Source organism: Streptomyces sp. NPDC005141 (genome assembly GCF_053599975.1).
Map to the genome: position 1 here is coordinate 22,420 of NZ_JBSFYW010000061.1, position 19,785 is coordinate 42,204.

The 19,785-nt window shown below is 72.7% G+C and carries 17 protein-coding genes and 1 pseudogene; 10 read left to right on the forward strand and 8 right to left on the reverse strand.

Annotated features, from left to right (window positions below; genetic code table 11):
* Nucleotides 1-97 precede the first annotated feature (97 nt).
* Nucleotides 98-3,529, forward strand: a complete 3,432-nt coding sequence (locus ACWD68_RS33725; RefSeq protein WP_451810259.1) for a hypothetical protein — start codon at nt 98-100, stop codon at nt 3,527-3,529.
* A 174-nt stretch (nt 3,530-3,703) separates the two neighbouring features.
* Here ACWD68_RS33725 and ACWD68_RS33730 read toward each other — a convergent pair whose 3' ends face one another.
* The 3 genes from ACWD68_RS33730 to ACWD68_RS33740 form a co-directional block, all read right to left on the reverse strand.
* Nucleotides 3,704-4,681 carry an acyl-ACP desaturase gene (locus ACWD68_RS33730; RefSeq protein ID WP_451810260.1) on the reverse strand — a complete coding sequence of 326 codons (978 nt, stop codon included), beginning with the start codon at nt 4,679-4,681 and terminating at the stop codon, nt 3,704-3,706.
* Between the two features lie 212 nt (nt 4,682-4,893).
* The gene (gene ddaH, locus ACWD68_RS33735) at nt 4,894-5,670 is read right to left on the reverse strand and encodes a dimethylargininase (protein ID WP_451810261.1); all 777 of its coding nucleotides are present in this window, start codon (nt 5,668-5,670) and stop codon (nt 4,894-4,896) included.
* A 129-nt stretch (nt 5,671-5,799) separates the two neighbouring features.
* Entirely contained in the window at nt 5,800-7,434 is a 1,635-nt protein-coding gene (locus tag ACWD68_RS33740; protein WP_451810262.1) for an ABC-F family ATP-binding cassette domain-containing protein, read from the reverse strand.
* 298 nt (nt 7,435-7,732) lie between these two features.
* Between ACWD68_RS33740 and ACWD68_RS33745 the strand changes: the two genes are divergently transcribed.
* Entirely contained in the window at nt 7,733-8,413 is a 681-nt protein-coding gene (locus ACWD68_RS33745) for a GOLPH3/VPS74 family protein (protein WP_451810263.1), read from the forward strand.
* Nucleotides 8,414-8,799: 386 nt separating this feature from the next.
* On the forward strand, nt 8,800-9,636 hold the full coding sequence (locus tag ACWD68_RS33750) for an isocitrate lyase/PEP mutase family protein (protein ID WP_451810264.1): 837 nt from the start codon (nt 8,800-8,802) through the stop codon (nt 9,634-9,636).
* 15 nt (nt 9,637-9,651) lie between these two features.
* Here the strand turns inward: ACWD68_RS33750 and ACWD68_RS33755 are convergent, their stop codons facing one another.
* The gene (locus tag ACWD68_RS33755; RefSeq protein WP_356460631.1) at nt 9,652-10,068 is read right to left on the reverse strand and encodes a spore wall synthesis regulator SsgD; all 417 of its coding nucleotides are present in this window, start codon (nt 10,066-10,068) and stop codon (nt 9,652-9,654) included.
* A 272-nt stretch (nt 10,069-10,340) separates the two neighbouring features.
* On the opposite strand from ACWD68_RS33755, the gene ACWD68_RS33760 reads away from it, so the two are divergent.
* Nucleotides 10,341-11,462: a WD40/YVTN/BNR-like repeat-containing protein gene (locus tag ACWD68_RS33760; protein ID WP_451810265.1), complete on the forward strand. Its 1,122-nt coding sequence runs from the start codon at nt 10,341-10,343 to the stop codon at nt 11,460-11,462.
* A 409-nt stretch (nt 11,463-11,871) separates the two neighbouring features.
* A pseudogene (locus ACWD68_RS33765) lies at nt 11,872-13,031 on the forward strand (IS701 family transposase).
* Here the strand turns inward: ACWD68_RS33765 and ACWD68_RS33770 are convergent.
* Complete coding sequence (locus ACWD68_RS33770) at nt 13,028-13,720, reverse strand: GntR family transcriptional regulator (protein ID WP_451810266.1); 693 nt, start codon at nt 13,718-13,720, stop codon at nt 13,028-13,030. The pseudogene ACWD68_RS33765 and the gene ACWD68_RS33770 sit on opposite strands and share 4 nt — an antisense overlap.
* A gap of 110 nt (nt 13,721-13,830) precedes the next feature.
* Here ACWD68_RS33770 and ACWD68_RS33775 point away from each other — a divergent pair, with 110 nt between their 5' ends.
* Both ACWD68_RS33775 and ACWD68_RS33780 read left to right on the forward strand, forming a co-directional pair.
* Nucleotides 13,831-14,364 carry a YbhB/YbcL family Raf kinase inhibitor-like protein gene (locus ACWD68_RS33775; RefSeq protein ID WP_451810267.1) on the forward strand — a complete coding sequence of 178 codons (534 nt, stop codon included), beginning with the start codon at nt 13,831-13,833 and terminating at the stop codon, nt 14,362-14,364.
* Between the two features lie 34 nt (nt 14,365-14,398).
* Entirely contained in the window at nt 14,399-15,271 is an 873-nt protein-coding gene (locus ACWD68_RS33780; protein WP_451810268.1) for an SCO6745 family protein, read from the forward strand.
* 119 nt (nt 15,272-15,390) lie between these two features.
* On the opposite strand, the gene ACWD68_RS33785 is transcribed toward ACWD68_RS33780, so the two are convergent.
* On the reverse strand, nt 15,391-16,377 hold the full coding sequence (locus ACWD68_RS33785) for an LLM class flavin-dependent oxidoreductase (protein WP_451810269.1): 987 nt from the start codon (nt 16,375-16,377) through the stop codon (nt 15,391-15,393).
* 155 nt (nt 16,378-16,532) lie between these two features.
* Complete coding sequence (locus tag ACWD68_RS33790) at nt 16,533-16,829, reverse strand: YciI family protein (protein ID WP_451810270.1); 297 nt, start codon at nt 16,827-16,829, stop codon at nt 16,533-16,535.
* Between the two features lie 175 nt (nt 16,830-17,004).
* On the opposite strand from ACWD68_RS33790, the gene ACWD68_RS33795 reads away from it, so the two are divergent.
* Nucleotides 17,005-17,694, forward strand: a complete 690-nt coding sequence (locus ACWD68_RS33795; RefSeq protein ID WP_451810271.1) for an endonuclease V — start codon at nt 17,005-17,007, stop codon at nt 17,692-17,694.
* A gap of 152 nt (nt 17,695-17,846) precedes the next feature.
* Nucleotides 17,847-17,993 carry a morphogenic membrane protein MmpA gene (gene mmpA, locus ACWD68_RS33800; protein WP_451810272.1) on the forward strand — a complete coding sequence of 49 codons (147 nt, stop codon included), beginning with the start codon at nt 17,847-17,849 and terminating at the stop codon, nt 17,991-17,993.
* Nucleotides 17,994-18,080: 87 nt separating this feature from the next.
* Here mmpA and ACWD68_RS33805 read toward each other — a convergent pair whose 3' ends face one another.
* Nucleotides 18,081-19,253 (reverse strand): saccharopine dehydrogenase family protein, encoded by a 1,173-nt coding sequence (locus ACWD68_RS33805; protein ID WP_451810273.1) that lies wholly within the window; start codon nt 19,251-19,253, stop codon nt 18,081-18,083.
* Between the two features lie 140 nt (nt 19,254-19,393).
* Between ACWD68_RS33805 and ACWD68_RS33810 the strand changes: the two genes are divergently transcribed.
* On the forward strand, nt 19,394-19,774 hold the full coding sequence (locus tag ACWD68_RS33810; protein ID WP_451810274.1) for an MmcQ/YjbR family DNA-binding protein: 381 nt from the start codon (nt 19,394-19,396) through the stop codon (nt 19,772-19,774).
* The last annotated feature ends 11 nt before the right edge of the window (nt 19,775-19,785 follow it).

The following is a 19,785-nucleotide window of genomic DNA, read 5'->3' on the forward strand; positions in this document are numbered from 1 at the left end:
GGTCCCGTCGCTGCCGGGCGGGTCACGGCGCGGGCGCCCGTCGCCCGCAACCGGAAAACCCGTTCGCCGTGCCACAGCCGACAGGCACAATCCCCGCATGAACCGGACCCCGCAGCAGATCGTCGACAGCCTGCTCAACGCTCTCGATCCGCTGCCCCACCCGCAGCGCATGCGTGAACTCGCCCTGCGTGTGCGGGCGATGGACGAGCTGCGCCCGGTGCTCGAGGAACTCGACGCGCGCGGCCCCCACGAGCGGGGGATCGGCATCGTCGCGGCGTCCGTCGGACGCGACGCCGAGTGGATCGCGGACCGCATCGCCGACCCCGACGCCTTCGTGCGCGGACACGCCCTGCGGGACGCCGAGGCCCTCCAAGTGCCCGACTCCGCCTATGAGTCGGCGCTCGACGACGCACCGGAAGCGGTTCGCCGGGAGCTGCTGCGCGCGATCGTGACAGGTCGGCGCACCGCGCTCGCCGACCGGCTGGTGGACGGGCTGCGGAGCCGATGGGGCGACGCGGAGGCGGCGCGACTGCTGCCCGGCTGCACGGCGTGGACGGTCGGCCGACTGCTGCCCGGACTCTTCCACGCCGTCACCGGCTGGAAGACGCTCGCCAAGCGGCATCCCGGCCTCCTTCTGGACGTCGCCGAAGCGGAGGCGGCCGCGCTGCCCGACGCGCTGCGCGCGACCTGGTGGAGCCGGTACGCGGCCGGGGTGTCCGCCGCCGTCGCAGCGGACCCGGTCCGCGTACTCGACCTGCTCGAACGCCTCGGCCCCGCCACTCTTCCCCATCAACTGCGGGTCCACCTACCGAGGTTCGCGACCGCCGACGCGAGCCGCCTGCTCCGGATGCTGCTCGCCCCGGCCGAGAGCGCCGTCCGCCGCGGCAGGGCGCCGGAGCCGGACGTCCTGCGCGGACTCGCCCGCTCGGGCGCACCCGAACTCATCTCGTACGGAAGGTCCTTGGCCGAGTCCGGCAACCTCGCGCCGCTCCTGAGAGCCCTGCCGCCCGCGCGGCGTCACGCCTTCCACCGGGCCGTCCAGGAGGGCCGCGGCGGCGGTCAGGGCGCCATCGACGCACTCGTTCTCGAGGCACTGCCCAGGAGTTGCGTCGCCGAGGAAGCCCGCCGGATGGCGGCCGACGCGCGCGCACGCGGCGCCGCCTGGTACCCCCTGCTGCTCGCGGAGTCCTTCCTGCCTGTCGCCGAAGTGCAGGGCCGCCTCGCCGAGGCCACCCGGCGACCCGCCGCGGAAGACCGCGCGCAGGCCTGGCCGTTGCTCATCCGCAATGCCGCGCGGTCCGGGGACAGCGCCGCCGTCACCTCGGTACTGCACGACATGGGACGGCTGCGCAACGAACAGGACCCGGTGCGCTCGGCCGCGCTCGGAGCGCTGGCCGGGGTGCGGCCCGCACTGTTCACCGAGGACGCCGAGCCCTGTCTCGACCGGATCACCGCGGACGCGGTCGAGGCCCGCGACTCCTCGCCCGCCACCCGCCGGCACCTCAGCGTGCTCGCCCTGTCCGTCCTGAGCGAGCACGCGGCCGGCGGATCAAGGGAGTTGGTGAACTGGGCGCTGCGCACCCTGGTCCGGATATCCGGCAGCACCGGCGGCGCGGACCTCGGCCGCCTGGACGCCAAGCTGCGCCGTGGCCAGGAGCACCAGGTGTACGAGGCCCTGCGGCCGTGGATCGAGGCGGGCGCCGAGAAGGCCGACTACAGCCTCGCCTTCGCCGTGGCCCGCGCGGTGGGGCGCCGCGCCGCCGGCATGCCGGAACTCCAGGAACTCCTGTGGCAGGCGATCCGGTACGGCAATGACACCACGGTGCGGACCGCGGTCGATCTCTGGCTGGAGCCGCCCGCGACACGGGACGAGCGGGTGTCCCGGGTCCTCGCCCTGGACCCCTCGGCGATCGCGCTGTGGCCCGTCCTCCAGGTCGTCAGCCGGCGCCGCACCGACCTGCTCGATCCGCTGCTCGCCGAAGCCCCGCCGTACGGGCGCTTCCTGACCAGGGACGCCCCCTGGACCGTACCGGTGGACCGCGACGTACGCCGCTGGGTGCCGCGCCAACAGCTGGCAGTTGTCGGGAAGTTGACCGAGGAGGTCGAGGACGCCGGTCTGCCCCTGTACCGGCGGGCCGCAGCCCTCGCGCTCGCCGCGCTGGTCCCGGGCCACGGCACGGAGCTCGTACGGCGCTGGACGGAGGCCCCGGACGTGGTGCTCGCCGAAGCGGCCCTGGCCGCGCTCGCCCGCACCGACCGGCCCGCCGACGCGCTGCCCGAGCTGCTGGCCCGCGCGGGCGACGACCGGGCCCGGGTCGCCGTGTACGCGGCCACGCGGGCATCACGGTACGCCGCGCCGTCGCACCTCGCCGGGCACCTGCGCGCGGTGCTGTTCGCGCCGGACGCCAAGGTGACCAGCCGCAAGGAGGCCGCCCGGCTCGCCGCCGCCCGGCTCCCGGCAGCGAGAGCGGCCGAGCTGCTGACCGAGGCGTACGCCGCCCCGGGCGCCCACGTGGACGTACGTGCCGCCGTCGTGGCCTTCACGGGCGGTCTCCTCGACGAGGAGCCGGTCTGGGGCGTGCTGCGCGATGCCGCGGCCGCCGAGCCGGTGCTGCGAGCCGCGGTCCTCCGGGTCACCGCGCTCGACCTGCCCGCGCCGCATCGCGAGCGCTATGCCCGACTGGTCCGGGAGGTGACCACCACCGACGACCCCGAGACCGCGACCCTCGCGTTCGCCGCGCTGGCCCGCTGGGCTCCATGGTCCCCGGAGGCCCCCACGGTCCTCGCCGCGGCCACCACGGACCTCACGGACCGCACGAGCTGGCGCGCGGCGGCCCAGGGGCTGGTCGCCGTGGCGGTGGGCTCGCCGGGTGGCGTCGACGGGTTCGAGCAGGCACTGAGGGCGCTCGCGCAGGCGGACACGGAGGCAGGGGCAGCGGCCGGAGCGGCTGGATCCGGATCCGGGGCAGCGGGAGGAGCAAAGGCCTTGGCCGTGACGGAGGCCGGGGCCTCGGCCCGCGCCGACGCGGAGGAGCGGCGGGACCGCCCCGCCCGGCAGCGGCTCGCCCACCTCGTCGCCTGTCTCGCCCGGCGCGCTGCCACGGACCCGGAGGCGGTCCGCCCCGCCGCCCTGGCCGCCGTGGAGCTGCTCGCCGGCTACGACGCCTTCGTGCCGCAGGCCGCCGCGCTCGCCGTGACCCACCTGGACCTGGAGGCGGACCCGCGGCGACTGGAGCGGCTGGCCGCCCTGACCACCGGCCGCCCGGCGCTTGCCGTCCGGACGGCCGGGGAACTGGAGGCCCGGCTGCGGGCACAGACGGGCGACCCCGACGCGCTCCTCGCCGCCGTGCGGCGCCTCGCGGCCCACGGCGGCCACGCCGAGGGGCTTCTCGCCGTGGCAGTGACGGCCGCGATCGGCACCCGCACGGGCTGGGCCGCCCCCTGGAGGGACCGTCTGAGAGCCCTGCGCCGCCACCCGGTGCCCGACGTCAGGGACGCCGCGCTGAACCGTCCGACGGCCCAGGAGTGAACGGCCGCGCCGTACCTCGGCGCCCGTCCGGACACGCGCGAGCCCCCGGCCACGTCCTCGCGCGAGGCGGGATGGCGTGATCCGGGGGCCGAGTGCGGAGCCGCGGGTCGGCGCGGGTCGGCGGGGGTTCGCGTGCGGTGAGTCCCGGCCGGAGCCGCGCGCTCGCGGGAGAAGCTACGCGTTCGCGCGGGCCGCCATACGGGCCTTGCGGGCGGCGAGCTTCGCGTCGAACTTCGAGGCCTCCGAGTCGAGGCCGCCCATGAAGAAGCCGAGCTCCTCCTGGGCCTGGAGGCCCTCGGGGCCGAGGCCGTCCATCTCCAGGACCTTGAGGTGGCGCAGCACGGGCTGCAGCACGTCGTCGTGGTGGATACGCATGTTGTAGACCTCGCCGATGGCCATCTGCGCGGCCATGCGCTCGAAGCCGGGCATGCCGTGACCGGGCATCCGGAAATTGACGACGACGTCACGGACGGCCTGCATGGTCAGGTCGGGGGCGAGCTCGAACGCGGCCTTCAGGAGGTTGCGGTAGAAGACCATGTGGAGGTTCTCGTCGGTCGCGATGCGCGACAGCATCCGGTCGCAGACCGGGTCGCCCGACTGGTGACCGGTGTTGCGGTGCGAGATGCGGGTCGCCAGCTCCTGGAACGCGACGTAGGCGACCGAGTGCAGCATCGAGTGGCGGTTGTCCGACTCGAAGCCCTCGGACATGTGGACCATCCGGAAGGCTTCGAGCTGGTCCGGGTCCACCGCGCGCGAGGCGAGCAGATAGTCGCGCATCACGATGCCGTGCCGGCCCTCCTCCGCCGTCCAGCGGTGCACCCAGGTGCCCCAGGCGCCGTCACGGCCGAACAGGGAGGCGATCTCGTGGTGGTAGCTCGGGAGGTTGTCCTCGGTGAGGAGGTTGACGACCAGCGCGATCCGGCCGATCTCGGTGACCTTGGACTGCTCCTTGTCCCAGGCCTCGCCGTCCTCGAAGATCCCCGGGAAGTTGCGGGCGTCGCTGAAAGGCACGTACTCGTGCGGCATCCAGTCCTTGGCCACCTTCAGGTGGCGGTTCAGCTCCGTCTCGACCACTTCCTCCAACGCGTACAGCAGGCGAGCGTCGGTCCAGGCGGCTGACGGGCTGCCGAGGTGAGGAGAAGTGATCGTCACGGGTGCTCCAGGGAGGGACGGGGACAACGAGCGGAAAACTAACCTACGGCATCGTAGGCTACGTCTCCGTAGGTTACGTCTCCGTAGGTTAAGGTCCCGGTAAACACCGCTGATCAGCGGTGTTTCCAGGGTGGTCACGGGCGTCCTCGGCTCACGCCGGAGGCGACCGGACGGCGAGGTCGCGGGGCCGGACGGATGTCTCGATCATTCGTTCAGGCGTACAGCTCCCGCAGTCGGACCGAGAGGCAGGTCACACAGCCTTCGAGCTTCTCGAACTCGCTGATGTCCACCGGAACCGGTTGGTGGCCGAGGTCCGCGAGCAGCTCCGCGGTCTTGGGGGCGCTGGCCGCGATCAGCAGCTTGCCCCCGCCCAGGAGAACCACGTGCGCCCCGGACTCCTCCGGTACCGACAGGAAGCGCGGGAAGAGCGAGGGGGTGTCCACCAGCGGCTCGTGCCCGATCACCGTCCCGTCGGGCAGTGCGGTGACCGCCGACTTCAGATGCAGCACCTTGCTGACGGGGACCGCGACGACCCGCGCCCCGAGCGGTTCGAAGACCGCCCGCAGCTGCTGGACCCCGGCCGCGTTCGTGCGGCCGCCGCGGCCCACGTAGATCGTGTCGCCCACCTTCAGGATGTCGCCGCCGTCGAGGGTGCCCGGCTCCCAGATCCAGTTCACCGAACAGCCGAGACGTGCCACGGCCTCCTCGACCCCCGCGGTCTCGGCCCGCCGGGACTCGGCGCCCGGGCGGGCGATCAGGGCGACGTTGCGGAAGACGACGACGGCGTCCTCGACGAACACCGAGTCCGGGCAGTCCTCCGCCGGGTCCACCTCCACGGTCTCCCAGCCGTGCGTGCGCAGCGCCTCGGTGTACGCCTCCCACTGCTCGACCGCCAGGTCGACGTCCACCGTCGCCCGCTCCACGTGCGTCACCAGCCCCTCGGCGAGGCGGGGGCTGGGCCTGCGTACGAGTGCTTTCTGGCTGGGCACGGGCGGGTCTCCGAATCGGCAGGGGGTGTCGGCGCAACATCATGCAGCGCGGTCCGCGCGCGCAAAAGCCCCCCGGCCTGACGTCGGGCGCCACCCACCCCCGACGCTAGGCCGCCCCCGCCTCCCGCACTAGGAGGGATACCCGACAGTTTCCGGAGCGATTTCTTTCAGTTCTCCTCCTTCCAGCAACAGCCGTCGCGTGATGCCGAGCGACTCCAGGAACGGCATGTCGTGACTCGCGACGATCAGCGCCCCCTCGTAGGACTCCAGGGCCGTGGTGAGCTGACGGACGCTCGCCATGTCCAGGTTGTTCGTCGGCTCGTCGAGCATCAGGAGCTGCGGCGCGGGGTCGGCCAGCATCAGGGCCGCGAGCGCGGCACGGAAGCGTTCGCCGCCGGACAGCGTCGCCGCCCGCTGGTCGGCCTTCGCACCCTTGAACAGGAAGCGGGCGAGCCGCGCCCGGATCCGGTTGTTGGTGGCGGCCGGCGCGTACCGGGCCACGTTCTCGGCGACGGTGAGCTCGTCGTCGAGCACGTCGAGCCGCTGGGGCAGGAAGCGCAGGGGCACATGGGCACGGGCCTCACCGGACACGGCGTCCAGTTCCCCGGCGATCGTGCGCAGGAGGGTCGTCTTGCCCGCTCCGTTGCGCCCGGTCAGCGCGATCCGTTCGGGCCCGCGCAGATCGAACACGCCGTCCACCCGTGCGCCGTACCTCAGCTCCAGCCGGTCGAGGGTGAGTACCGTTCGCCCCGGCGGTACGGCCGTGTACGGCAGGTCGACCCGGATCTCGTCGTCGTCCCGTACGGCCTCCACCGCCTCGTCGAGACGCTCCTTCGCCTCGCTGAGCCTCTCCTCGTGCATGATGCGGTGCTTGCCCGCGGACTCCTGGGCCGCCCGCTTGCGCGCACCCATGACGATCTTCGGCTCGCGCTTCTGCTCGAACATCTTCTGGCCGTAGCGCTTGCGCCGGGCCAGCTTGACCTGCGCGTCGACCAGCTCGCGCTTCTGCTTCTTCAGGTCGGACTCGGCGACGCGCACCATGCGCTCCGCCGCCTCCTGTTCGCCGGCGAGCGCCTCCTCGTACGCGGAGAAGTTCCCGCCGTACCAGGTGACCTCACCGGAACGCAGATCGGCGATCTGGTCGACCAGGTCCAGCAGTTCGCGGTCGTGACTGACCACGATCATGACCCCGGACCAGGCCTCCACGGCCGCGTACAGCCTTCGTCGGGCGTACAGGTCGAGGTTGTTGGTGGGTTCGTCGAGGAGCAGGACGTCGGGCCGGCGCAGCAGGAGCGCGGCCAGCCGCAGGAGCACCGACTCGCCGCCGGACACCTCGCCGATCGTGCGGTCCAACTCGATGTGTCCGAGGCCGAGTTCGCCGAGGATCGCGCGGGCCCGCTCCTCGACGTCCCAGTCGTCGCCGACGATGTCGAAATGCTCCTCCGCCGCGTCGCCCGCCTCGATCGCGTGCAGGGCGGCGCGGGTGGCGGCGATGCCGAGCGCCTCGTCGACCCGCAGGGCGGTGTCGAGCGTGACGTTCTGCGGCAGATGGCCGACCTCGCCCGCGACCCGGACGGTGCCGTCGGCGGGGGTGAGGTCTCCGGCGATCAACTTCAACAGGGTCGACTTTCCTGATCCGTTGGCGCCGACGAGCCCGGTGGTGCCGGGTCCGAAGGCGATCTGGAGGTCGTCGAAGACCTCGGTGCCGTCCGGCCAGGAGAAGGACAGGGAGGTGCAGGAGACGGAGGTGGGGAACGTTGACATGAGGGCCTCGCGGTTGCTGGAAAGGGTCGGGGGTACGCGTACGGGACACCGCGAGGCGACGACGATCCAGTTCGGAGGAGAGCAAGGAGAAGGCCCGCACCGAAGGACGGCTCGAACGCCGAGGTCGCACGCTGCGCACACGCGGGCCGGACAGAACCGGCTGTGTGACGCGGTGTCTCAGACCTCAGACGAGCAACGTCCTTCTCCATTCGACGGCAACAGAACCGCTGTACACCGTAGGGACGGCCCGGTGGGCTGTCAAAGGATTAACGCGCCCCCGACGAACCAAGGAGATCCTGTGCCGAACGGCTCGCTCTCGCTGCCCGCCCGGCTCTACCTCCTGGCCTGGGACACCACGAAGCCCAGGATCACCGGCTCCACCCATCTCCATCACCTGGTGCGCGCGGGCGCCCTCACCGAGCTGGCCCAGCGCGGGCTGCTCCTCGACGACGACGGCATCGTCACCCCCGTGGACCCCGACTCCCGGACGGGGGACCTCGTCCTCGACGGGCTCCTGGAACTCGTCGCGGAGTCCCGGCCCCGCAAGTGGAAGCCCTGGGTCACGCTGCGGGCCCGGGTCACCTTGGACGCCGTACGCGCCCAGCTCGCCGCCGGGGGATACCTGCGGGCGGAGCGGAAGCGGGTCCTCGGGCTGTTCCCCTCCGTGGACTACGCGCTGGACCGGGTGCCGGCCGTGGAGGCGCTGCGCGCGGAGGCACGACAGGTGCTGGAAGGACCGCTGCCCGTCGCCGAGGTCTCCGACCGCGACGCCGCCCTCGTGGCCCTCGCCACCGCGGCCGAGCTCCGCACCCTCGCTTCGCCCAAGGACCGCAAGCTCCACAAGGCCCGCATCGACGAACTCACCGAGCGCAGCGGCGCGGCGGCTCCGGCCCTGAAGAAGGTCATCCAGGAGGTCCGTACGGCGGTGATCGTGGCGGCGACGACGGCATCGGCCACGGCCTCGACCACCGGGAGCTGAACGGGAGGGGGCTGCCCCCGCTCCCCGGAACGCGGGGCGTCGGCCACCGGCACGACCGACTCGACGGGCGCGGGCGGACTCACCGTCCCATGCACGCGGGTGCCGGCGACGGCTTCCAGCACCGTCACCGAAGGGGCGGGGGCGCGCCTCTCGCCCCATGCACGCGGGTGCCGGCCACGGCTTCCAGCACCGTCACCGAACGGGCGGGGCGCACCCCTCGCCCCATGCACGCGGGGTGCCGGCCACGGCTTCCACCACTCTCACCGAACGGGCGCGGGCCTACGCCCGCGCTGCGGGGGCCGGGGTTCCCGCACGGTGGCGCGCTGCCACGTTCACGTCGGATTCCTGCCAGCCCCCGCCGCGCCGCCCGTGCTTGGCTCCTCTCCATGACGAACACCGAAAAGCTCCGCGAGACCGCCCTCGCCTTCCGCGCCCTGCATGTGCCCGGCCGCCCCCTCGTGCTGCCGAACGCCTGGGACACGGCCGGCGCCCGGATCGTCGAAGAGGCCGGCGCGGCCGCGGTGGCGACGACCAGCGCGGGGGTGGCCTGGGATCTGGGCACGGCGGACGGGGACCGGCTGGACAGGGCGGGCGCGCTCGCGGCCGTCGCACGGATCGCCGCCGCGGTCGGGGTGCCGGTCAGCGCGGACATCGAGAGCGGATACGCCCCGGACGCCCGGGGCGTCGGGGACACGGTCCGCGCCGTGCTTGCGGCGGGCGCCGTGGGCGTGAACATCGAGGACGCGCTCCACACGGAGGGAGCCGGGCCGCTGCGCCCGGTCGGCGAGCAGGCGGAGCGCATCGCGGCGGCTCGCGCGGCCGCCGACGCGGCGGACGTGCCGCTGTTCGTCAACGCCCGCGTCGACACCTATCTGCGCGGCGCGGGCGGGGTGGAGGAGACCCTGGAGAGGGCTGCGGCCTTCCTCGCGGCCGGAGCCGACGGCGTCTTCGTCCCCGGAGCCGTCGATCCGGTGACCGTGAAGGCGCTCGTCGAGGGCGTCGAAGGTCCGCTGAACATCCTGGTGGGCCCCGGAGCGCCGTCCGTCGGGGAGCTGGCGGCCCTCGGGGTGGCCCGGATCAGCGTGGGTTCGAGCATCGCGCAGGCCGCGCACGCCCTGGTCCGGCGTGCCGCGCGGGAGCTGCTGGACACGGGGACCTACGGGACGCTGGCCGACGGGCTCGACTACGCGGGGCTCAACGCCCTGATGAGCCGCGCCCGCTGAGGGCGGCCGCGCCGCTCAGCAGGTGCCCCGCATGAGCTCCGCCAGATCGTGGTCCAGGTCCACCTGGAGGTGCTCCAGGCCGACCGGCACCAGGTCGGTGGTGAGCCGCAGGAAGTTCCGTACCTCGCCCGAGCGGACATGCACCACGGCGGTGCCCTCGGGAGCGTGGAACTCCAGCACGGTGCGGTCGTAGCCGTACGGCCGCACCCGCACGTCGCCGTACCCGACCGAGTCCTCGAGGCCGGACACCAGCAACTCGCGGGCGAAGGTCCAGCAGACCTCCACGCCCTCGAGCGTGGCGGGGGCCGGGAAGGTCATGCGGACGGCGAACGGGTCGGTCCGGTCGTAGTGGAGCGTTGCGGGAATGCTCGGCATCCGCGGCGCGGCGGCGACGAGGCGTGCCTCTACGGGCTGCTCGATGACGGTGGACAACGCCTGGCTCCCTTGGTGACGGCTGAACGAACTCCGGGCGGATGAGGCCGGTCAATTGAAGAGACGGAGAAATGACCCGGCGCGTGCACCTGTAAGGCGAGTGACCTCTGTCACCGAGGTCATGCACTGGGGAGATCAACTTTCCCCGACCGTGATGATCCCTTTCCGTCCCGCGCTCGCCGGACACCCGAGAGGACACTCGGGTGGGCCCCGGAGGTTCCCGCGGGATGCCATCTGGACGACTTCGGGGGAGTGGACTAGCTTCGCCCGCCATGAGGGGCTTGGGGAAGACGAGACGTACGAGCCGGACGGTCACCGTGGGACTGAGCGCGACCGCGCTTGCCGCGGCGCTCGCGGTGGCGGTGCCCGCGGCGGCGGTGCCCGCGGCGGCGGTGCCGGCGCACGTGCCCGAGGCGGCGAGGACCCCGCACTGGGTGCTCAAGGACAGCGGTACCGATGTACGGTTCCGTGGCCTGTCCGCCGTCAGCAGGGACACCGCGTGGGTGGCCGGCTCGAAGGGCACCGTGCTGCGCACCACGGACGGCGGCGGGGTCTGGCGGAACGTGTCGCCACCCGGGGCCGCGGACCTGGAGTTCCGCGACATCGAGGCGTTCGACGCGCGGCGTGCCGTGGTCCTGGCCATCGGCGAGGGCGAGGCGTCCCGCGTCTTCAGGACCGAGGACGGCGGCGCCACCTGGACGGAGTCCTTCCGCAACACCGACGCCAAGGCCTTCTACGACTGCCTCACCTTCCTGGACCGGCGCCACGGCCTGGCGATGAGCGACCCGGTGGACGGCAGGTTCCGCATCCTGTCGACCAGCGACGGCGGCCGCTCCTGGAAGGTGCTGCCCAGCGCCGGGATGCCCGCGGCGCAGGACGGCGAGGCGGGCTTCGCCGCGAGTGGGCAGTGCCTGGTGGGTTCGGGGCCCCGCGATGTCTGGCTGGCCACGGGAGGGGGCGCACGCGCGCGTGTGATGCACTCCTCGGACCGCGGGCTGACCTGGACCGCCACCGACACCCCGGTCCCCGCCGGCGATCCGGCGCGGGGTGTCTTCGCCCTCGCCTTCCGCGACCGGGTCCACGGTCTCGCGGTCGGCGGTGACTACCGCGCCGACCAGGCCTCACCGAAGGCCGCTGCGGTCACCCCGGACGGCGGCCGCACCTGGACCACCGCGGACCGGCCCCCGCCCGCCTACCGCTCAGGCGTCACCTGGCTGCCGCACAGCCGCACCGCCGCGCTCGCGGTCGGCCCCACCGGCACCGACCTGACGACCGACGGCGGCCGCACCTGGCGCACCCTCGACACCGGCTCGTACGACACCGTGGACTGCGCCCCGGACCTGGGCTGCTGGGCCTCCGGCGAGAAGGGAAGGGTCGCCCGGCTGGAACGCTGAGCCGGACCGGGCAGGACCAGACCGGACCGGACCGGACCGGACCGGACCGGACCGGACCGGACCGGACCGGGCAGGGCAGGGCAGGGCAGGGCAGGGCAGGGCAGGGCAGGGTCGGGCCGGGGCTGGGTCGGGCCGAGCCGAGTGGGACATGCCGTGCTTTCGAGCGCTCGTAGCGCGAGCGAGAGGCACCGATCAGCCGCGGCGAGCCGTGTTCACGGCTGTTTCCACACATCGGCGTTCGGAGCCCGGCCCGGCGCCAACCGCCCCGGCGTGGTCCCGCGGATGCGCCACCGTGCGTCTGCGTCCACCCACGTGGCGACCGCGGCCTAGTGGTGGTTTGTTGACGGCGGGTCATAGCTGCAGTAGGCCGGTAGCAGAGGAACGGCGCCTTGCCGCCAGGGGGCTCGTGATGACCCGTCGTGTGCCGTGTCCGCCCGCGCCTGGCCCGCTGGAAGCCCACGCCGCACGCTTCGATGACCTGTTCTCCACGTTGGCACAGCGGCGTGGGTTCCGCGAGTACTTGACCGGTCTGCTCCTGCCGCGGGACCGGAACAAGACGCTGACCTGCTTGGTCGGCACGGAGCCGGTGGTCGGCGCCCAGTACCGGTCGGTGCAGCGGCTGCAGTTCTTCTTGTCCGAGTCGACGTGGGACCACGAGAAGGTCAACGCCCGGCGGGTCGAGATGCTGTTGGCTGATCCGGCGACCGCCCCGCATCCGGGCGGCGTGCTGGTGATCGACGACTCCGGCGACCGCAAGGACGGGAGTGCGACCGCGCACGTGGGCAAGCAGTACCTGGGCTCGGTCGGGAAGATCGACCGTGGCGGGGTCACGGTGACCACATGCTGGGCGGACGAGCGCGTCTACTACCCGCTGCACGCCGTGCCCTACACCCTCGCCCACCACTTCCCGAACGGGAAGAACGACCCCGCCTTCCGCACGAAGCTGCAGATCGGAGCCGCTCTGGCCCGGCAGGCGAAGGAAGCGGGAGTGGTCCTGCGGGCGGTGGCCGCCGACTGCGCCTACGGCGACCAGGACGGCTTCCGCCGTGAACTGACCGATGCCGGACCGCCGTTCGTCATGGCGATCAAGCCCCGCCACGGCACCTGGGCCTACGGCGACCAGGCGTACACCCCCGTCGACGCCGCCCGCGCCCTGGCCTGGCACGACCCGGACAAGCCAGGCGACTGGAGCGCGGTCACCCGCACCTTCCGCGACGGGCACACCACTACCTGGTGGGCCGCAGAGGCGCACCTGGGCTGGTGGGGCCCCGACGGAAACGTCCGCCTGGTCGTGGCCACCGCCGACCCGGCCACTCTGCCCGCACAGTCCACCTGGCCGCCGGTCGGGCAGAGACGGGGCTGTCCGCCGTCCCATCAGCCCCACCCGGCCAGCTGGCCCAAGGCAATCCGCGCCGTCCGTGGCTGGCTGATGCCCTGGGCCACGCTGCAACGCTACTGGCGAGCCTGGACAGCCAAGCCCCCGCCCACCGAACTCCAGAACCTGATCAACGCCGTCAGCACTGGAAGACCCATCGACCTCTACGCCCCGGTCCAGCAAACCACCGCTAGGTGGCCCGACCTGAATCGTCGGTCAGAGCGGCCGCAGTCAAGGTGAGGTGCTGGACCAGGACTGCGGCTGCGGTGTCGGCATCGCGGGCCAGCGCTGCCTCCTCCAGCATGCGGTGTTCCTTCGCGCCGTCCCGGTCGGGGTTGCGGTGCGCCGACCAACGGCGGGCCAGCTCACTAGCGGTCCACAACCGGTCGAAGGTCTCCAGCAGCGCGCGGTTGCCACACCCCTCCAGCAACGTGCGGTGGAAGGCCCTGTGCGCCTCGGCCCAGGCGTCGGTGTAGTACTCGCCTTCCTCCGGCACGTACGCCGGAGTGCGAACCAGACGATGGTGCGCGGCCCGCACCCGGGCCTCCCAGTCGACATCGCCGCGCTCGATGGACATGCGCAGTACGACCGGTTCGATGGTCCGGCGGGCTTCCGCGATCTCCTGCCAGCGCTGGTCGGAGAAGGACGGGACGGCGAAACCGCGGTTGGGCAGCCGGTCGGCGAGCCCCTCGCCGACCACCCGCACGAGCGCCTCGCGCACCACGGCCAGGCTCACGCCCTGCTCCTTGGCAAGATCCTGCGGCTTGAGGGGGGCGCCGGGGGAGTGGTCCCCGCGCATGATCGCGTCCCGCAGGTGTGCGTAGACCTGCTCGGAGAGCATCTGCTTCCCCGGCGGGGTCGAGGGGCGCGCCGTCTGAGTCATGGGCCCATCCTAGACGACTGGATAGACGATCCCGTAGATAATCGATTATCTGTGTTATGGTCGATTCAGTAGTCGATGAGGACGTCCTCGTCCGGAAGGGAACGACCGCTGTGCCTGCCAACGACCCCTTCGCCCGCCTCCCCCAGGCGGCCTCATTCACCGTCACCAGCGCCACCGTCACCGACGGTGCCGCGTGGCCGCCCGAGCAGCACTCCTCCGGCCTGCCCGGTGGGAAGGACGCATCCCCGCAGCTGTCCTGGAGCGGCGCCCCGGACGGCACCAAGAGCTACGCCGTCACCGTCTACGACCCCGACGCCCCCACCGGGTCCGGGTTCTGGCACTGGGCGGTCGCCGACATTCCCGTCACGGTCACCGAGCTTCCCGAGGGCGCCGGCGACGACACCGGCTCACAACTGCCCGAGGGCGCCTACCAGTTGCCCAACGACGCCCGCGTGGCCCGCTACATCGGCGCCGCCCCGCCGGCCGGACACGGCCCGCACCGCTATTTCATCGTGGTGCACGCCCTCGACATCCCCTCGACAGGCGTCCCGGCCGACGCCACACCGGCCGTCCTCGGCTTCACCATGGCCGGTCACACCCTCGGACGCGCGGTATTGATCGCCACTGCCGAAACGCCCGCATGACAGCGCCGCCCGACTTCCCGGAGGCACCACCGCCATGCACCTCGACGGCCTTCCCGGCTCCGCCCGCCCTGACGACGGCCCGATGGGCCTGAACGCCGTCGGTGACGTCAGCCGCGCCATCAGCGCCGCCCACCTGTTCATCTACCTTGCCCCCGAGAGTGCCGAGGAGGCGGCCGAGCTCGGCGTGACCGACCGCGGGCCGGCGTATCTGGCCTTCCGGTCGGCCGCGATGGGCGCGGTTCCGTGGCAGGTCACGCTCGCGGCCTTCTACAACTTCAGCCCGCGGGCAGTGCGGGCCATGGCGGGCGTGTGGGACGCCGCGCCGCCTGAGCGGTGGCAGGCCGCCCGCTTCCTGGCCGCCGGACGGGCGATGCGGCGCGTCAACGTACACCTCACGGACGACCACCTCGCCGAGGCGCGCTCGCTGATCGACCCAATCCTCGCCGGTGCCGACTACGCCGGCAAGGTGCTGGCCGCCGCGAACGTCTCGGTCCCGCTTCCCCCTGATCCTCTCGTCGCACTCTGGCAGCAGATCACGGTGGCGCGCGAGTGGCGCGGCGACGCCCATCTCGTCGTACTCGCCGACAACGGCCTCGGGCCGTGCGACTGCCTCGTTCTGCACACCGCAACCGGCCGCTTCCCGACAGCTCTCGCGCGAGCGACCCGTCAGTGGGACGACGAGGAGTGGAGCGCGGCGACGGCACGTCTCGCCGCGCGCGGCTGGCTCGACTCCCACGCCGTGATCACCGACGCCGGCAGTGCGGCACGCGAGCGCATCGAAGTGGAGACAGACGAGCACTGCGCCGCGCTGTGGGCACCGATCGGCAACGCAGGTGCCCGCCGCTTCGCCTCGCTCATCGCGCCGATCACCAACGCGTTCACCGCTGTCCCGTCTCATCGGATCTAGTGGCAGGCCACGTTTGCCCGTCAAGGAGTGGTGTCCGGTGCGGCGAGAGGGCGTGCCGGACGTCGCGACGAGGCGAACGTTGCCTACTGCAGCTATGACCCGCCGTCAACAAACCACCACTAGGACGGCGTCGGCATCACGGAGTGCCGCTTGACCAGTTCGTACGACCTCAGTCGGTCGGCCAGCGCGTACACGGGTGTCACCAGCATGAGTTCGTCCGCGCCGGTCAGGTCCACCAAGTCCGTCAGGTGCCGCGCGACCGTCTCGGGCGCACCGTGCGCCTGCTGGGCACGGAAGCTCTTGAGAGCCTTCATCTCTTCCGCGGCGAACGAGTGGGCCGCGGCTTCCGCGGGTGTGGGGAAGGGGATGTCGCCTCGCCCCTGGAGGAGTCCGGCCTTGACGACATCCATCGGGCCGGCGAGCCAGGACGCCTCCTTCTCGGTCTCGGCGCACACCGTCTCCACGCAGATCAGCACGCGCGGGCGCGCGCACCACCGAGAGGGGGAGAAGCACGCGCGGTAACGGTCCAGCGTGGCCAGGGTGTTGTCCGGACGAATGTGATGGGCGACGGCGATCGGCAGTCCGAGTTCCCCGGCGAGCGCGGCACCGGCCGTGCTCGAAGCCAGCAGCCACGGTTCCGGGAGCGGGCCGAGCGCGACCTCGTCCACCAAGTGGCGCAGCGTCGACGAGACATCGTCGCGGTACTCGTCGTCCGTGGCCGGACCGGCGCCGCGGCGCAGGGCCCGCGCCGTGGACTCGTCGAAGGTTCCCGGCCCCCGGCCGATGCCCAGGTCGATCCGGCCCCCGTGCAGCGCGGACAGCGTGCCGAACTGCTCGGCCAGCATGATCGGGGCGTGGTTCGGAGCGAGAACACCCCCGGAGCCGAGCCGGATGGACGACGTCGACGCGGCCGCGTGGGCGGTCAGGACGACGGGCGGGAACGCCCCGATGGCCGGGGAATGGTGGTGCTCGGCGTACCAGAGACGCAGATATCCGAGGTCCTCGAGGCGCCGGGCGAACGCGGTGGTGTCGCGTAACGTGTCTGCGGCTTCGGCGCCCTTTTGGACCATGGCCACTTCGAGCGCGCTGAGCGGAACGGTGATCATTCGGTCAGTATAGGAATGGCTCGACCACGCCAACCGCCTTCGCCGGCACGGTGGTTCGCTCCTCGGCCCGGCCACGGGGACGTGCTGGCGCAGGGCGCTCGGGCATGAACAAGGGCAGCTCCCGCGGGTGTTCGACCGCGAGTGAGCGGCGGCGTTCAGCCGAGCGGCTCGCGGTACCGCTCGAGGCCGGGCGCCGTCTTCGTCGCGACGAACTCGGTGACGCGATACGCGCACACGCCCGCGGTGACGAACGGGTCGCCCGCGGCGATCTCCTCGATCCGCGACCGGTCGTCCGCGACGGCCAGGATCACGCCGCCGTCGCGGGGGTTCTTGCGCCCCGAGGCGAGAAAGAACCCGGCCGCGTACTGCTTGTCGAGCCAGGCGACATGGGCCTCCAGGACGGCGTCGACGGCTTCGATCGGCGCGGTGTAGGTCAGCTCCAGTACGAACATGATCGCGAGCCTACCGATCCTGAGGACTCGGAGGGGCGGAGTCCTCCCGGACCACGGACACGATCCGAGCCCCGGACGCGGCGCGGACACGGGGACCGGAACGCCCGACACCGTTCGAGCACACGGAACCCTGGCCCGCAGCCCCGGTCTTGTGCCCTTTAGGCTCGTTCCCATCATGACCACCGTGAGGATTCCCGCGGGCTGGCCCGCCACCGAGGAACAAGCCCGCGCCGTGCAGGACGAGTTGCGCGGGCGGGTGGTGCTCGACGAGCCGGGCCCGCCGCCCGGAACCGGCCGGGTGACCGGCGTCGACGTCGCCTACGACGACGAACGGGACGTGGTCGTCGCGGCGGCCGTCGTCCTCGACGCGGCGACCCTCGACGTCGTGGCGGAGGCCACCGCCGTCGGCCAGGTCTCCTTCCCGTACGTTCCCGGACTGCTCGCCTTCCGCGAGATCCCGACCGTCCTGGCCGCGCTGGACGCCCTGCCCTGCCCGCCCGGCCTGGTCGTGTGCGACGGGTACGGCCTCGCCCACCCGCGCCGCTTCGGCCTCGCCAGTCACCTCGGCGTCCTCACCGGGCACCCCACGATCGGGGTCGCCAAGAACCCGTTCACCTTCTCCTACGAGGAGCCGGGCGTCCGGCGCGGCAGCGTCTCACCGCTGCTCGCCGGCACCGACGAGGTGGGGCGCGCGCTGCGCACCCAGGACGGGATCAAACCCGTGTTCGTGTCCGTCGGCCATCGCGTGGACCTCGACAACGCCTGCGCGCACACGCTCGCCCTCGCCCCGAAGTACCGCCTGCCGGAATCCACCCGGCACGCGGACTCCCTGTGCAGGCGGGCCCTCCAAGAGGCAACGGCCTGACGTCTCCCGCCCGTCCACCGGCCCGCCCGACGCCGCCCGCCCGCCGGAGGCTGCGTCGGGCGTCCCGCACCCCTCGGCCGGGGCGCACTGAGTACGTGTTCTGAGTAGCCGTACGGATGTACGGCTCCGTCGTGATCGGCAGGCTGGTCCGCATGACGACGCATCGTGCCCCGAAGCCCGCCGCCGACCCCGCCCGGCCCGTCGAGCGCGCCGTGGCAGGCGCACTCGTCCTCGCCATGTCGGCCGGTCTCGCCTGGATCGGCGGGATGGTCTACACGATGATCGGTTGGGCGTCGTGAGGGTCGCGGGACCCTCACGACGGCGCCGTAGACACCGCGCGGTACCCACCGGAGCCCCCTTGCCGGGCTCCGGTGGTGGTCCCGGCCCTACCGGACCGCCGCCACCCGGAAGGTGATCCCCGCCGCGGTGAGCCGTTCCATCAGCGCGTCGCCCATCGCCACCGTCGGCGTGACCTGTCCCGACGTCTTCGGCAGCTCGTCGAGAGCGAGGGACAGCGCGGACTCCGCGAGCATCTTGGCGGTCTCGCCGTAGCCGGGGTCGCCACCCGCGACCTCGGTGTACACGCGCCGGCCGCCGCCCTCGCCCACGAAGCGGACCGAGAACCAGCTCTTCGCCCGCAGTTCGGCGCTCGGCCCCTCGCCCGGCTTGATCCGGTCGGACAACCAGCGGCGCGCGGGCGGCAACTGGGCGGCCGCGAAGATCGCGCTCACCCCGGCGACTCCGCCGAGGGCGATGGGCAGCCGCTCGACGGCCGCGTAGTGGCGGTAGCGGAAGTCCGGCCCGTACCGCTCCAGGACGCGCGCCGAGCGCTGCACCACCTGGGCGTCGATCGTGGGCAGCGGCAGGGCCCACGCCCCGACCTCCTTGGCGAACCGCGGCGCGCCCAGCGGGGCCTCGACACGCCGCCCCATCACGCGCGGCTCGTGGTGCCTGCGCTCCCGCGCCGCGGCGAGCATGTGCCGGCCGCGCGCGAACTGGTTCAGCGCGGAGGCGAAGGTGCCGCCCGAGAACATCGCCTGGGAGCGCACGAACCCGTCCACCCTCAGCGGCACGCCCTCCGGGAGCTGCCGCACGGTGAAGTAGGCGCCCAGGTCGTGCGGAACCGAGTCGAAGCCGCAGGCGTGCACGAGCCGCGCGCCCGTCTCCCGCGCCCGGGCGTCGTGCCGGACGTACATCAGGTCCACGAACTCCGGCTCGCCGGTGAGGTCCACGTAGTCGGTCCCGGCATCCGCGCAGGCGGCCACCAGATCCTCGCCGTAGGTGATGTACGGCCCCACCGTGGTGGCCACCACGCGCGCGTGCCCGGCGAGCTCGCGTACCGAGTCCGGGTCCGTCACGTCGGCCCGCAGCACACCGGGGGCGCCGCCGAGCCGCTCCCGCAGCCGCTCCAGTTTCTCCGCGCTGCGCCCGGCGATCGCCCACCGCAGCCCTTCGGGCGCGTGCGCGGCGAGGTACTCCGCGGTGAGCTCCCCGACGAACCCCGTGGCTCCGAAGAGCACGATGTCGTACGCGCGGTCCGTCCCGTTCAGCCTGCTCATGACACCCTCCGCACTGTGGGCTGCGCTCGATCGTGCGGTGCCCGCCACGTCGTGCGCGAAGCGCCGTTGTCGGTGGCTGAGGCTAGCGTGAGGTACGCACAGTCGGACGACGAGGTCGCAGGAACAGGCCGGAGGTAGCCGTGACCGTGTCGAAAAACGCGCTGAAAAAGTGGCAGAAGGTGCGCGAGTTCGCGCTCGGCCTGCCCGGCGCCGCGGAGGATTTCCCCTGGGGCGAGACCGTAGCGAAGGTCAACAAGAAGGTCTTCGTCTTCCTCGGCCTCGACGACGGCAGTTACCCCATGGGCATCACGGTGAAGCTCAAGGACGAGGCGGCGCACGCCCACGCGCTGACCGCACCCGGCGCCGAGCCGGCCGGATACGGCCTGGGCAGGGCCGGCTGGGTGCGCGTGCCCCTGGAGGAGCAAGGGGCTCCCGCGGCGGAGCTGCTGTGCGACTGGGTCGAGGAGAGCTACCGGGTCATAGCCCCCAAGAAGCTGATCGCGGAGCTGGACCAGCGCTGACCCCGCAGATC